This is a genomic window from Candidatus Nomurabacteria bacterium, from assembly GCA_023898625.1.
Taxonomy (GTDB): domain Bacteria; phylum Patescibacteriota; class Saccharimonadia; order Saccharimonadales; family JAGQNJ01; genus HK-STAS-PATE-36.
Genome location: CP060231.1, coordinates 240,914 through 254,249 on the forward strand (window position 1 = coordinate 240,914; position 13,336 = coordinate 254,249).

General features: G+C 40.6%; 12 protein-coding genes. 1 reads left to right on the forward strand and 11 read right to left on the reverse strand.

Translation table 11 applies throughout. The features are described 5' to 3' along the window. The 3 genes from H6793_01245 to rpsF all read right to left on the reverse strand — a co-directional run bounded on the left by H6793_01245 (position 1) and on the right by rpsF (position 1,190). Complete coding sequence (locus H6793_01245) at positions 1-204, reverse strand: 30S ribosomal protein S18 (protein USN95770.1); 204 nt, start codon at positions 202-204, stop codon at positions 1-3. A gap of 81 nt (positions 205-285) precedes the next feature. After that, the gene (locus H6793_01250; protein ID USN95771.1) at positions 286-741 is read right to left on the reverse strand and encodes a single-stranded DNA-binding protein; all 456 of its coding nucleotides are present in this window, start codon (positions 739-741) and stop codon (positions 286-288) included. A 35-nt stretch (positions 742-776) separates the two neighbouring features. Beyond that, on the reverse strand, positions 777-1,190 hold the full coding sequence (gene rpsF / locus H6793_01255; GenBank protein ID USN95772.1) for a 30S ribosomal protein S6: 414 nt from the start codon (positions 1,188-1,190) through the stop codon (positions 777-779). A 97-nt stretch (positions 1,191-1,287) separates the two neighbouring features. Between rpsF and H6793_01260 the strand changes: the two genes are divergently transcribed. Further along, positions 1,288-2,721, forward strand: coding sequence for a DUF3152 domain-containing protein (locus tag H6793_01260; GenBank protein USN95773.1), 1,434 nt, complete (start codon positions 1,288-1,290; stop codon positions 2,719-2,721). A 130-nt stretch (positions 2,722-2,851) separates the two neighbouring features. On the opposite strand, the gene H6793_01265 is transcribed toward H6793_01260, so the two are convergent. The 8 genes from H6793_01265 to H6793_01300 form a co-directional block, all read right to left on the reverse strand. Next, on the reverse strand, positions 2,852-4,999 hold the full coding sequence (locus H6793_01265) for a DNA translocase FtsK 4TM domain-containing protein (protein USN95774.1): 2,148 nt from the start codon (positions 4,997-4,999) through the stop codon (positions 2,852-2,854). A 160-nt stretch (positions 5,000-5,159) separates the two neighbouring features. Continuing rightward, positions 5,160-5,477, reverse strand: coding sequence for a hypothetical protein (locus H6793_01270; GenBank protein ID USN95775.1), 318 nt, complete (start codon positions 5,475-5,477; stop codon positions 5,160-5,162). A gap of 411 nt (positions 5,478-5,888) precedes the next feature. Continuing rightward, entirely contained in the window at positions 5,889-7,946 is a 2,058-nt protein-coding gene (locus H6793_01275; protein USN95776.1) for a ribonuclease J, read from the reverse strand. A gap of 29 nt (positions 7,947-7,975) precedes the next feature. Continuing rightward, positions 7,976-8,581: a uracil-DNA glycosylase gene (locus tag H6793_01280; GenBank protein USN95777.1), complete on the reverse strand. Its 606-nt coding sequence runs from the start codon at positions 8,579-8,581 to the stop codon at positions 7,976-7,978. A gap of 230 nt (positions 8,582-8,811) precedes the next feature. After that, positions 8,812-10,944 carry a polyribonucleotide nucleotidyltransferase gene (gene pnp, locus H6793_01285; protein USN95778.1) on the reverse strand — a complete coding sequence of 711 codons (2,133 nt, stop codon included), beginning with the start codon at positions 10,942-10,944 and terminating at the stop codon, positions 8,812-8,814. A gap of 184 nt (positions 10,945-11,128) precedes the next feature. Further along, the gene (gene rpsO / locus H6793_01290; GenBank protein USN95779.1) at positions 11,129-11,395 is read right to left on the reverse strand and encodes a 30S ribosomal protein S15; all 267 of its coding nucleotides are present in this window, start codon (positions 11,393-11,395) and stop codon (positions 11,129-11,131) included. Positions 11,396-11,432: 37 nt separating this feature from the next. Beyond that, positions 11,433-12,554, reverse strand: coding sequence for a DDE-type integrase/transposase/recombinase (locus H6793_01295; protein ID USN95780.1), 1,122 nt, complete (start codon positions 12,552-12,554; stop codon positions 11,433-11,435). 153 nt (positions 12,555-12,707) lie between these two features. Continuing rightward, positions 12,708-13,298 (reverse strand): hypothetical protein, encoded by a 591-nt coding sequence (locus H6793_01300; GenBank protein ID USN95781.1) that lies wholly within the window; start codon positions 13,296-13,298, stop codon positions 12,708-12,710. Between the last annotated feature and the right edge of the window lie 38 nt (positions 13,299-13,336).

The following is a 13,336-nucleotide window of genomic DNA, read 5'->3' on the forward strand; positions in this document are numbered from 1 at the left end:
TTAACCCTTTGCTACAAATGGTAATAGCGCAAGATGTCGGGCACGCTTGATTGCTCGTGCAAGATGTCGTTGCTGACTTTCGGTTAATCCAGATTTTTTCCGACCTTCAATTTGTCCATAAACATTTACATATCGCTGTAACGTCTTAAAGTCTTTGTAGTCGAAAAATGCAACTTCTTCTTTTTTTCTAAAAATTTTTGCCATTATATAAATCTCCTTACTTCTCGAATCTACCTAGATAGATATCTATTGCTGTGCGCAGTATATGTCTTTAAAATATGCCCCCTAAAATGGAATGTCGTCGAGGTTGATTGCCTCATCACTAACGTCATCCACTTCTACTGCGTCGTTATTTTTACTTGAACTATTACTTGAGCTACGTGATGACTCGTTTCCGTTAAAGTCACCAGAACCACCGCCAACAAAGTTAAAGTCTTCAACAACAACCTCTACTTTGCTTCGCTTTTGGCCATCTTGTTCCCAACTTCGTTGATCTAGACGTCCAGAAACTAAAATTGGTCGACCTTTTTGCATATATTGAGCAATAACCTCACCAGTTCTACCCCATGCCACACAGTCGATATAGCTAACTGAATCTTGCTGACTGCCATCCGAACCCTTCCAGGTGCGATTCACGGCAATCGAAAAGTTTGCTACACTCTGACCATTTGGCGTAGTCCGCACCTCTGGATCCCGTGTTAGATTGCCCATTAATATTACTTTGTTAAAACCTTTTGCCATAGCACTTCTCCCTTATACCTATTAGTGTAGTATATTTACTCCTCTGTTTCTTCTTGTGCTTGTGTATTTTCAGTTACTTGCTGAGCTTTTTTCTTTTCAGCAGTTTCTTTAAGCTCTTTTATCTTTGCTTGCTCTTTTTCGTCAATCTTAACAATTAAATATCGGATTACTTCATCTGTGATATTAAGTGTCGCTTCTATCTTTGCAAGAACTGTTGGATTAAGCTCAACTGTATAAAAAACATATACAGCTGACTCTAGTTTATTTATTGGATAGGCAAGCTTTTTTTTGCCCCAAATATCGGTGTCAACAATCTTTCCCATATTGTCATCGATAATTTTCTTGACGCGCATTTCACCCTTATCAAGATCTACTTCAAGATCCGGATGGTATAGCACAGCTAGTTCGTACTTATTCAAAACCTCTCCTTTCTTTGGGTTTGCCCACATGTCTTAAGGAACCGTGAGCAGAAAAGTTACTAACTCGTTTAGTGTACCAAACTGACCTCTGTTTGTCAAAATTAAACAGATGCTATATCATGCTGTAATGAGCCTCGTAAGCAGAAAATCAACCAAGGTTAAAAGCAGTAACAAACGAACAGTCATACTTACTCAGAAAAGAATTGCCTACATCATCGTAGGAATAGTTGGAGTATTGTTAGTGACGAATGTAATGATACACCAGATGTACAAAAACAAAACCTATCCCAAAACAATGCTAAACAATCAATTAATCGGATCACAAAATTACACAGAAATAAAATCCAAAACCAAACAGATTGTCGATCCACCTCAAAAAATAACCCTAAAGCTAGGCGATAAGTCCAAAGAGTCTACACCACACGACTTAGGGATATCAATAAACTATGATTCGATTATTAATCAAATTATACAAAATCGTGCAATTATCCCCATGATCAACCTACTAAAAACAAACAAAACATCCGCTTCTTTTAGCGCCAATACCGAAACTACAAATAAGTATCTCGAGTCAGTTCGAAAAGAACTAGAGACAAACGCCGTACCTGCTCATGTAGAGCTAGAAAACACAAAGTTCAAAGCTGTCTCAGCCAAAGCACCAATAACCCTAGATATCGATGCATCAACAAAAGCAATCACCGAGCAACTCCATAACAACAAAACCACCGTTGACTTGCAACAAAAAAAAGAAGATCCACCTCAATCAAATTTCAACCCAGAAGAAGAAACGGCTAAGCTTAATGACAGCCTAAATACAGTAATAACCATCAAATTTGATAGTCAATCAAAATCAGTCACCAAAGCCCAGATTGCTAGCCTATATGAGCCTAAAGATAATACTTATGTCTTATCTCTAACAAGAATTAGTGAACTAATCATGAGTATTGCGAAACAGCTCAACGTATCCCCCGGAAACAAACAACAGCTTATAGACCAGATGGCCAAATCACTTCAGTCATCAAAAAATACTGAGCTATCCATTCAATCAGCGCCAAAAAAACAGATTACCTACACATATTGTGTATCTGCAAAAGGCGTAGACTCGTCATATCTTGGAACTTTCAGGAGTAAATTGCAAGAGGTTTACGCAGACGCTAGAGGATGGTCAGTTGGTGGTCAAATAAGGTTCGTAGAAGTTACTAGTGGATGCAACTATACCGCGTGGCTAACAAGAGCTGATCTGGTTCCCAGCTTTAGTTCAACTATCTGTGACAGTATATGGAGTTGTCGGGTTGGTAATAACGTAATTATAAATTTTGATAGATGGTCCGGTGCTAGCCCAGCCTGGAACAATGCAGGTGGATCGCTAGATAGGTATCGCACAATGGTAATCAACCACGAAACGGGTCATTGGTTAGGCTTTTCTCATCGATATTGTGGTGGGATTGGACAGCCCGCCCCCGTTATGCAACAGCAATCAATTAGCTTGCAAGGTTGCGCCTTCAACTCTTGGCCAACCGCTTCCGAAATTCAGTCCTTAAAGAGCTCTGAAGGGCTCTAGACAAAAAAGAACCGGTCAAAGGTAAATAGTATATAAAATCTACCCTCAGCCGGCTCTAATTTGTTGAACCGTTTTTGTTTCTATCTAATCGTAAGCAATTTTTGTTAACTATGCAAGTCAATTATTGACATTACGATTCTTCTGACTCTGGCTCGTAAGATTCCTCTTGCCCCGATACGCTATCCATAGAATCAATCAAAACATCTCTTGGTCTAGAGCCTTTGGCTGGACCAACTATCCCTTGCTCTTCCATCGTGTCGATAAATCGTGAGGCTCGCCCGTAACCTACTTGTAGTCTCCTCTGCAAGTAACTTGTGCTTGCCTTGCGACTTTCTACAACAACGCTAACCGCCTCTTTATACATAGGATCGTCCACTGCACTTCCTCCATCACTTACGACACCTCCGCGACCATTTAGCTGAACTGGTTGACTCACAACCTCATCATCATAGTTCGGCTCTCTTTGATCGCGAATAAAATCAGTAACCTTGTTTGTCTCTTCGTCAGTAATCAAAGCACCTTGAACACGTTTAGCCTTAGGCATATCTGCAGTCAAGAGCAACATATCACCTTGCCCAAGTAGCTTTTCGGCACCAGCCTTATCAATAATAGTCTTTGAGTCCACCTGGCTAGCCACAGTGAATGCAATCCTAGCTGGAACATTAGCCTTAATGAGTCCGGTAATAACATCGACACTTGGTCGTTGTGTTGCCAAAATCAAGTGAATACCGACTGCTCGAGCCTTTTGAGCGATCCTCACAATAAGAGCCTCTACATCGCGCGCCGCTACCATCATTAGGTCCGCCAATTCGTCTATCACAACAACGATATATGGCATTCCTTCCTCTTTCTTTTTATTGTTATACTCAACAATATTGCGTACACGTATTTCGCTCATCGCTTTATATCGACGTTCCATCTCTGCTACAGTCCATTTTAGAGCACTAATACACTTTTCTGGTTCGGTAATCACCTCTGTTAACAGATGAGGTATATCATCGTAAGGCTTAAGTTCTACCTGCTTTGGATCAACTAGAACCAACTTAAGATCACTAGGACTGTTTCGATACAGCAAACTCGTAAGAATCGTATTAATCATAACCGACTTACCAGAACCAGTCTGCCCTGCTACAAGTAGGTGAGGCATCTTGGCTAAATCTGCTGTTACAGGTAAGCCTGATATATCTTTTCCAATAACAAAGCCTAATGGCCCACTCAATTTCTTCCACTCTGGTGATTGCAAAACGCTACTAATGCGAACTGTCGCCGATCTTTTGTTTGGAATCTCGATACCTACCGCCCTTTTTCCTGGTATTGGCGCTTCAATCCTTATTGATGTGGCCTCTAAGTCATAGGCCAAATTATCGGCATACCCAGCGAGTTTACTCAATTTTACGCCGTTACCAGGCTTCAATGTGTATTGAGTTACCCTAGGCCCAACATTTGCGCCCTCCATTTCAACATTAATATTAAAATTAGCAAATGAATCACTAATCAATTGCGCCTTAGCCTCAACATCACCAGGATCTGCCTTGTCTTGCTCCTGGTTTAGCAAGCTAATACTCGGCAATTTCCACGATGGATCACTCTTAACGGTCAATGCTTCGTGGTTCTCTTCGGCAGTGAGTTTCTGAACACTATTTTTTAAAGCCCTTGATTTAGTGCCACTATGCTCTACTGGAACACCCTCATTTAACACAAATCCTGAATTCTTTTTTAGATCAGCAAGCTCAGAATCCTCTTCTTTGTCTCGCTTAAATATAGCGCCAAATTTCAGGAATATATCTGGTGATATATTAAAAGCAAAGAAAAATGCCAGTAGTGAAAATATGAAAAACATTATTGATGCAGGGATTTGTGTAATTGCACCGAGAGTCGTGTTGCCTATTAACGCACCAACCTTCCCCCCAAATCCACCACTAAAACCACTGACTGCATCTCCTGATACAAACGCTACATGAAGCCAGGTGGCAAATAGTATAAGAAATGCAAGCATGCTAACTGCTTTGCTTAGCGGAATACGGTGATCTTCAGACGTAAACTTAATTACACCAAAGAATATCAGAGCAATAGGCACCATGTAAGCGCCAAGACCAAAAATTGTATATGCAACCTTGAAAAGACCCTCTGGCAAAGGACCGCCAGCACCAAACCCACCAAGTAATGTAAATAATGCCAGCAAAATCATTAATACACCACCGGCCATAGCCCAGAACGGTGAGCGCTCTACTACTTCGGCCTGTTTCTTTCTTGCTTGTCTTTTTCTTTTTCTTGCCATAACTGATTAATTATATCATTACTGTTTTGGTTATTGTTGCATAAAGCATTAACAATAACTCTATTATAGCAAATTTTACAACGTATGTCAATATTGTTGTGTTTTTACACAAAAAATGAGAGCCTAGCAGGACTCTCATTAATGATTAACACAGTTTGTATTAACTTGCCTGGTTTAAGTGTTGAGTTGTAGCTTCAACTGCCGTTTCGCCAAGTTGTTTAGTTGTAGGGTCTACATTCTCGGGTTGAGGCAATATTTCGTTTAATGCCCCTTCATTCTCCTGCTTAGCCGGTTCACCATTTGCAAATCGATTCCATGTTTCTTGGTCTTCTTTGCCAGGATTTTCTAACTCTTGTTTAGCCTGTTCTTGAGTTTTACCCTCTGTTGAAGAAGCATGCTCTGCAATCAATTCTTCAATTCTGCCTGCACTTAATTGTGGTGTTTCTTTTTCTGGTTTTTGTAGTACATCTGTACTCATTTTTTTGTTCCTTTTTTAGTTTTATAGGTTTTTGTTTGTCAGTCGATAGTAATCATATTACCACGCTTATGCTTTTTTGTCAAGACTGATCTAGTGGGTTCACTGAACTAAAACGGAACAAGCCGTTAAAGTAAGTAGTGTCAACTAACTTACGGAAGGAGGGCTTGTTCCGTTTTAGTTCAGTGAACCCAATTCCCCAATCTATTGCCATCAGTGACACTGTATGATATTCTGTCTATTTTTACTGTTATTGAGTTTAAACTCATGTATGACCCTCTCGTTTATTCAAACTTAAGCAGTATTATACATGTTTATTCAAATACAATGCAATATATTTTACAATACACTTTAACTATTTTTGATAGGCCCTATCTTTGCCACCTAACACCTTCATCACCCTGGTATTTATATTTATTTTGAATTCAGTAATTTTGCACGTAATGCCGCAAAACGTTCTTGTTGGTCTTTTTCAATTTGTTCTGGAGTTTTTTCTGCAGATTTTTTGTTAGGGTTGTTCTGTTTTTCATTGTTGCCACCTTGTTTACCGCCAACAACATTAACAACCGGTATCACAATTGGCGAACGCTGAGTCTGATCATATAAATAGTGAGTGACGTGGTCTTTGAGCTCTTGTTTGAATCTATCGAGATCTACCCTCTTAAATCGCTGAACAACGGCTCGTCTTAATTCTGTGCGCAAACCATTCATTAACTCTTCTGAATCGCGAATATAGATGAACCCTCGTGTCAAGATGTCAGGGCTTGTTAGTAGTGTTCCGGTCTTGCGGTCAACGGTTAATACAACAGCCATCATTCCCTCACCAGCTAATATTATTCTATCCTTTACAACAATATTACTGACAACGGAACCTGTTTGGTCAACAAGCAAACTGCCGTGAGGCACTTGTCCAACAGGCTCAACTTTATTTTCAGAAATCAAAAAACTATCACCATTATTTGCCAAGACTGTAGACTCACGCTTCCAACCTTCCTCAATAGCCAGTTCAGCATGGTATCGTCGCCTTAGCATACCGCCATGAACTGGAATAATGAACTTAGGACGCACAAGGTTAATCATATCTCTCATCTCATCTCGTCGAGCGTGCCCCGATACGTGCAATGGGCCACAGCCATCCACCTCGTGGGTTGGGTGACGATATAAATGTACTCCAAGCTTTGCAAGATTATTTCCAATGGCGTCATATCTAACCTCGTTACCAGGAATTGGCGAAGAACTTACCACTACTGTATCTCCAGGCTTAAGTTTAATGTATTGATGATTGCCTTCGCTCATCCGCTGTAAGGCAGCGTTTGGCTCGCCCTGACCACCGGTACACATTACCAATAGTTGCTCATCAGGCACATTTGTAGCATCTTTCATAGCCATAATAGTACCTTTTGGTACCTTTAAAATACCTTGACGGACAGCAATTTCAGCATAGGCCATCATGCTTCGTCCATCTAGGGCAACCTTACGCCCTGACTCAACCGCCGAGTTAATAATCATTTGGATACGGTTCATATTGCTTGAAAAAACTGCACAAAATATACGCCCTTGAGTATTTTTAATGATATCGTGAAAACTCTGTTGTAAAGTATGTTCGGTCGGTGTTCGTCCTTCGGCATCTGAATAACTACTCTCTGTTAGAAGCAGTAAAACGCCTTCATCGCCCAACTGTTTAAGTCTCTCTGTGTCACTTGGTTTGTTATCTAATGGTTCTGGGTCTAGTCTAAAATCGCCAGTTGCAATAATTCGCCCAACTGGAGAATCAATCACCACAGAACTAGCATCGGGTATAGAGTGTGTGATTCTTAATAATTCTACAAAAAAGTTTCCTATCTTTAATCTTTCATGACCATCCATATTCATTACCACAGTTTTTGGCTCAAAATGCTCTTGACCGGCCGGCACATCATCAAATGTCTTTTCTACAATTCCGATAGAGTATCGAGATCCATATATAGGGGCTGGGAACTTCGGCACGATGTGCTTCAATCCACCAATATGATCCAGATGTCCATGAGTTATTACATAAGCTTTTATTTTATGCCTGATGCCCTCTAGGTATGTTGGGTCAACAATTTCATAATTAATACCTGGCAAATCAACCCCTAGGTTATTTCCACAATCTAGAATGATTGCGTCGTTTTGATACTCAATGATGGTGCAGTTTTTTTCGCCAACGTCCTCAAGCCCACCCAAAAATGTTATCTTCAACTTGTCAAAATCATCAACTATAGTGTTAGCTCTTGGCTTTAAGCCTGGCTTTTGAGACGCAGAGGTATATTGATCTATCATTTTTTGCGCATCATCAAGACTACGTTTTTGGGCGCGTATTGCGGCGCCCCTTGATGTACTGCGCCCTCCATTCGTTGGTTTATTTGATTGTTTTGGGTTTCTTTTAGGATTATTATTTATAGTTGGTCTCGTTTTGTTATTTTGTTTATTATTTGGTTGATTTTGGTTCATTAACTTCTTCTCCTTTTTTAAAAATGAAATTAAACTTCTAGTAAAACTTTTAGGATATGTCTAAAGTCGTCAAAAAGAACACTTTGCATACTCCTGTTATATAAGGCCATCGCTGGATGATATAAAGGCAAGACTGTTATATTAATACCTTTTTCTTCGCCAGTGTCGGCTGTGATCGGCCAAAAAATACGATGAGCCTGACCGTGAACTTTGCCTATCTGCAAATCTGGTAAGAAGCAATTCATACTATGTCTACCTAGTGGGATGACTATTTTGGGATGAATTACCTCTATTTGGGCTTGCAAATATGGTAAGAAGGCTCGTTTTTCTGCTGGTAAAGGATCGCGATTATTAGGTGGTCGATACTTAACGATGTTGGTTATATAAACATCCTCTCTTGAAAGACTTATTGAGTCTAGCATCTCATCAAGAAGCTTACCTGATGCTCCGACAAATGGCTTGCCTTGTAAATCTTCGTTTTTGCCAGGTGCTTCACCAACAAAAACCAAATCAGCATCTGGATTACCACTTCCGAACACTAGCTGAGTCGCCCCTTTTGCTAATTCCGGACATATATTATCGTCAACAATTGACGAGGCAATATTATTTAAGCCTTGCTGTTTGTTTTGTGCCATAACTTTTTAACGAACAATCTGATAGCTTGTACCAGATGATAAATCCCATAAAATAAACTAAAGATAACTAGAAGCCATTGTAATGTACTGCCAGTATCCACCGCAACCCAAAAAAAGCTATAACCAACAACCCAAACAATCATCATTAGAACTAGATGCCCCACAGAGCTATCATAAAATCGGAAAGCTCTGTTATATTTTGAATATTGCTTAGTGGACATATACTTCTTTTATTTCTTCTTTTCTCGAGCAACTGCCTTCATACTTAATTGTAACCGACCACGGTCATCAATTGCCACTAATTTAACGTCTACCTCATCGCCTTCTTTAACGACGTCACTGGGTTTATTAACCCGCTCTTCCTTCATTTCGCTAACATGAACTAGGCCCTCGTGTCCTGGCATGATCTCTACGAAAGCACCAAACTCTAATACGCTAACTACTCGACAGTTTTGATAGATCTTTCCAACTTCTGGCTCAGCGGTTAAACTTTTAACCCAAGCTACCGCAGAATCTATGGATTGTTTATCTGGGCTGGCAATCATTACAGTACCATCATCTTTGATATCAATTTCGGCACCAGTCTCGGCAATTATTTTATTTATTGTTTCTCCACCCTTTCCAATAACATCACGAATTTTATCTGGATTAATCTTGATTGCTTCTACACGAGGTGCATATTTACTCATCTCTTTTGGACTGTTAATGGTTTCTAGCATATGTTTTAGGATGTGGCTTCGGCCGACTTTTGCCTGCTCCAGCGCACTAGCTAGTACCTTAACAGATAAGCCATGAACCTTCATATCCATCTGAAGTGCCGTTATACCCTTTTCTGTTCCGGTAACCTTAAAATCCATATCTCCCGCAAAATCCTCAGCATCAGCAATATCACTCAATATAACCGGCTTATCACCATCCATCATTAGCCCCATGGCAATACCGCTAACTGGTCGCTTTAGTGGAACACCAGCATCTAGCAAGGCCAAGCAACTAGAACAAGTAGCCGCCATTGAAGTAGAGCCGTTCTGGCTCATAATTTCGGAAACCGAACGAATGGCATATGGGAATGTAGCCTCGTCTGGCAAAACCGCAACCAAAGCCCTTTCGGCAAGTGCACTGTGTCCAATTTCTCTACGCCCTGGACTACCTAACCTACGAACCTCACCAACTGTATATCCAGGTGCGTTATAGTGATGCATGTAACGCTTTTCTTCGTCCTTTTCCATGGTGTCAATCAACTGAGCATAGCTAAGAGGAGCCAGGGTCACGATATTCATAGCCTGAGTTAATCCACGCGTAAATAAACTTGAACCGTGAGCTCTAGGCAAAATTCCAGTTTCGCTAGACAAAGTCCTAACTTCGGTTAATGCACGACCATCCGGACGAATTCCTTCTTTAATAATTCCTTCGCGTACGTCTTTATGAATCGCCAATATAAAAGCATCATCATATTCTTGACGCTGTTCCGCAAAAACTTCTTCTCCAATTTCTGCGATAAAATGCTCACGCATTTGATCCCGTAAATCATTTACTAGATCATTTCTCTCTGGATATGGTGCGCGAAGCTGAGCCCCTAACCTTCCTTCTAGCCAAGTTGCTACACGTTCTTGTATGTCGCTATCTGGTAAACTTAGCTCAAATTCTTGAGCAACTACACCCACCTTCTTTGCTAACTCCTCTTGAAGTTCAATAGCTGGCTTAATAACCTTGCTGGCGTACTCCAGGGCACTTAATAGTTCTTCTTCGGTGACCTCGTTCGCTCCAGCTTCAACCATCATAACAGTATCTTTTTTGCCCGCCACAACCAAATCTAGTTTATTATTCTCTAGCTCTTTAGCACTCAAAAAGGCCTCAGGTTTACCATTTTTAAAACCAACTCTCACACCCGCAACTGGACCATCAAATGGCGCACCAGTTAACATAAATGCTGAACTTATAGCTAACATTGCTATCATATCTGGCCTAAAGCTAGGATCCATACTCAAGACAGTAGCCACACCCTGAACCTCGTGTCTGTAACCCTTTGGCCATAACGGGCGAATCGGTCTATCTATTAATCGACCGATCAGAATTGCATCTTCGCTTGGGCGTCCTTCTCTTTTTATAAATCGTGAGCCACTGATCTTTCCTGATGCATACATTTTTTCTTCGTAGTCAATACTTAAAGGAAAGTAGTCAAAACCTTCAAGTGGCTTATCACCGACCATTGCTGAAGCAAGAACTACGGTATCACCATAACGAGCAATGACAGAAGCAGTAGTTCTAAACCCAACTCTGCCTACCTCCAGGCTAAGCTTTCGGCCACAAAACTCTGTTTCTACTTTTATTATTTTCTTTCCTGTTGGGTTAATTGTTTGTCCCATGATTAATTATTTCTCCTTAATCACCCTGTTTGATGCATTGTGCAAATATACGCGCTCTTGTGCAACTGAATACTGCATATATCTGATGCAACACATCAAACTGTATTTAGATTATTGAATTTATTTTGATATTAATGTGCACAAGCTCCTTCGCTCAGTTATAGCGAAGCAAAGTCTATGCAAATTAGCGTCTTAATCCTAATTTTTTAATCAAAGCAAGATACTCAGCGCTATCCTTTTTAGCAATATAAGCCAAATGACGCTTGCGCTTACCTACCATCTGCAGTAGTCCACGACGTGCCATATGATCTTTTTTATTAGTTTTTAGGTGCTCAGTAATTTCTTCTATTCGTTTAGTAAGTATTCCAACCTGCACAGCTGAACTACCAACGTCACTTTTACTTTTTTGCAAATCCTTAATAATCTTTTGCTTATTATCTGATGTAATCATAAATTCCTTATTTAACTTATTAGAACGATGGCGTTACCTAAGATAATACCATACTCTCATCTGTAAAGCAAGATAATGTATCCGTCCATAACATTCTGGACTCCTGTTGGCTTAATTGTAACACTTCTAGTAAGTACTGCATTGGACTTTTTAAACCAAGTCCATAATGTGGTCTTTTTGTGTTATACCATATACACCAGTCCATCAATGAATTATTGAAATCCTCAAGGTCATAGGCTAGATTATCTAGGTTCCAGTCTATAAACTCTTCTTGGATGCTACGGTTAAATCTTTCAACCATTCCGTTATTCTTAGGTCTTTTGGGATAGTTCCAGAGCTGTTCAATGTTTCGTTCATCACAGGCTCTTATGAAGTGTTTGTAGAACTCACTACCATTGTCATGATGCACTCGTCTGATCTCAAATGGGGTAACAGCTTGCAGTTTGTTCAGGAAGTCTGCTGCGTTGGTACTACTGGGGCTAGTATAGCCATAGGCAAAGCCGAATCTACCTTTGTAATCTACTGCTGTAAGTACATAACGGCGTATACCGTTTATAAACTTAACAATAGTGTCTATCTGTAGCATATCTCCTGGTTGCTCAGGCTGATAACCATTCCTGCGTTGTTTATTGAGTCTTGGCTTACGACTTTGTTTCTCAAGTAGTTTGCCGGTAGCACCTGAAACGGTTAACCTGGTATATTTTGGTAATAGGCCTTGAAACTTAAGGTCTTTGAGGATTCTACCTACGGTAGATGCCGAAGGTGGTTTTAGATTCCAAGCTGTACACTCATCTTTGAGTAATACGGCTAGCTTATCTTTACTTAGCTTAGGGTGTAAGCTTCTTTGTTCTAGAATAAAGTTAGTAATACGCATATCTACCATTCGCTTGCGTTTGTGTTTTGGTGCAGTGCTCTTTGGAGCTAAACATCTGAGTGAGCCATTGTTATCCTTTAGACGCCTCTTCCAGCTGAACACAGTGCTCCTACTTACGCTAAAAGCTTGTCTGGTGGCTTGTTCCCCGAAATCATCATAGAACTGAATTATCTTGAGTCTTTGCTCAATTACATGTTTATATGGGTGTTGGGTTATGTCTTGTATAGATCTCATAGTCTTACGAGCATAACCCCTCAAGAATGATTCAGTATATATCTGTTGCATAAAAAGACTCCTTCCCAGCTAGCTATCGCTAGCCTTCAGGAGTCCAATATGTTTCTGAACTTATGCAGATAATTATTAGTATTCGACGCTCCAAGACTAATACTTGTTTAAGTTTATGATGCCCGGCAATACAAGCTTGTAAATGAAATAATGTCAGCCAATTTGATATCGGATGATAACAATCCCTGAAGCCCCGGCACCACCAGATAGATTAAGTCCTCCGCCCGACCCACCTGATCCTGGAGTAGCTCCATCGATACCAGAAGAACCGGAACCACCGGCACGACCACCATTTCCTCCTACGGCGTAGGTTACATTATTTCCGTTAATCAAAATCGTCAATCCTGAACCACCAATTCCGCCCGACCCATTTGTTGCATTGCCACCTACAGAACCAGCTCCACCACCGCCGGATGCCCCATTATTGCCTGAGCCGGCATTTGATGCACCGCCTCTACCCCCACCTCCACCAACAATTAGATATTCTACGGTAAGATTATTCTGCAGGACTTCGAACGACCCTGAAGATGTAAAAGTATGTACGCGCCACATTACGCCACTGACATCTATATCCGTGATCGTTCCACCTGTTGCCCAAACTACTGGTTGCCAGAGCTGATTGCCACCAACCATGATTTTTTGTACCAGTCTTTGATTTATACGAAAAGATTGTGCGTCATTATTACCGCCTGTGTTGTCGATAATCATATACATGGTAGCGGGGTCAGGAGAGCCAATATCCACCCATTGTGTTCCGTTCCATATTTTTCAAGTACTCATTT

Bases quoted from the DNA above. Each gene is read 5' to 3' on its own strand.
- H6793_01250 (USN95771.1), bottom strand. From the start codon at position 741: ATGGCAAAAGGTTTTAACAAAGTAATATTAATGGGCAATCTAACACGG.
- rpsO (USN95779.1), bottom strand. From the start codon at position 11,395: ATGATTACATCAGATAATAAGCAAAAGATTATTAAGGATTTGCAAAAA.
- H6793_01260 (USN95773.1), top strand. From the start codon at position 1,288: ATGAGCCTCGTAAGCAGAAAATCAACCAAGGTTAAAAGCAGTAACAAA.
- pnp (USN95778.1), bottom strand. From the start codon at position 10,944: ATGGGACAAACAATTAACCCAACAGGAAAGAAAATAATAAAAGTAGAA.
- H6793_01270 (USN95775.1), bottom strand. From the start codon at position 5,477: ATGAGTACAGATGTACTACAAAAACCAGAAAAAGAAACACCACAATTA.
- H6793_01295 (USN95780.1), bottom strand. From the start codon at position 12,554: ATGCAACAGATATATACTGAATCATTCTTGAGGGGTTATGCTCGTAAG.
- H6793_01245 (USN95770.1), bottom strand. From the start codon at position 204: ATGGCAAAAATTTTTAGAAAAAAAGAAGAAGTTGCATTTTTCGACTAC.
- rpsF (USN95772.1), bottom strand. From the start codon at position 1,190: ATGTGGGCAAACCCAAAGAAAGGAGAGGTTTTGAATAAGTACGAACTA.
- H6793_01280 (USN95777.1), bottom strand. From the start codon at position 8,581: ATGGCACAAAACAAACAGCAAGGCTTAAATAATATTGCCTCGTCAATT.
- H6793_01275 (USN95776.1), bottom strand. From the start codon at position 7,946: ATGAACCAAAATCAACCAAATAATAAACAAAATAACAAAACGAGACCA.
- H6793_01265 (USN95774.1), bottom strand. From the start codon at position 4,999: ATGGCAAGAAAAAGAAAAAGACAAGCAAGAAAGAAACAGGCCGAAGTA.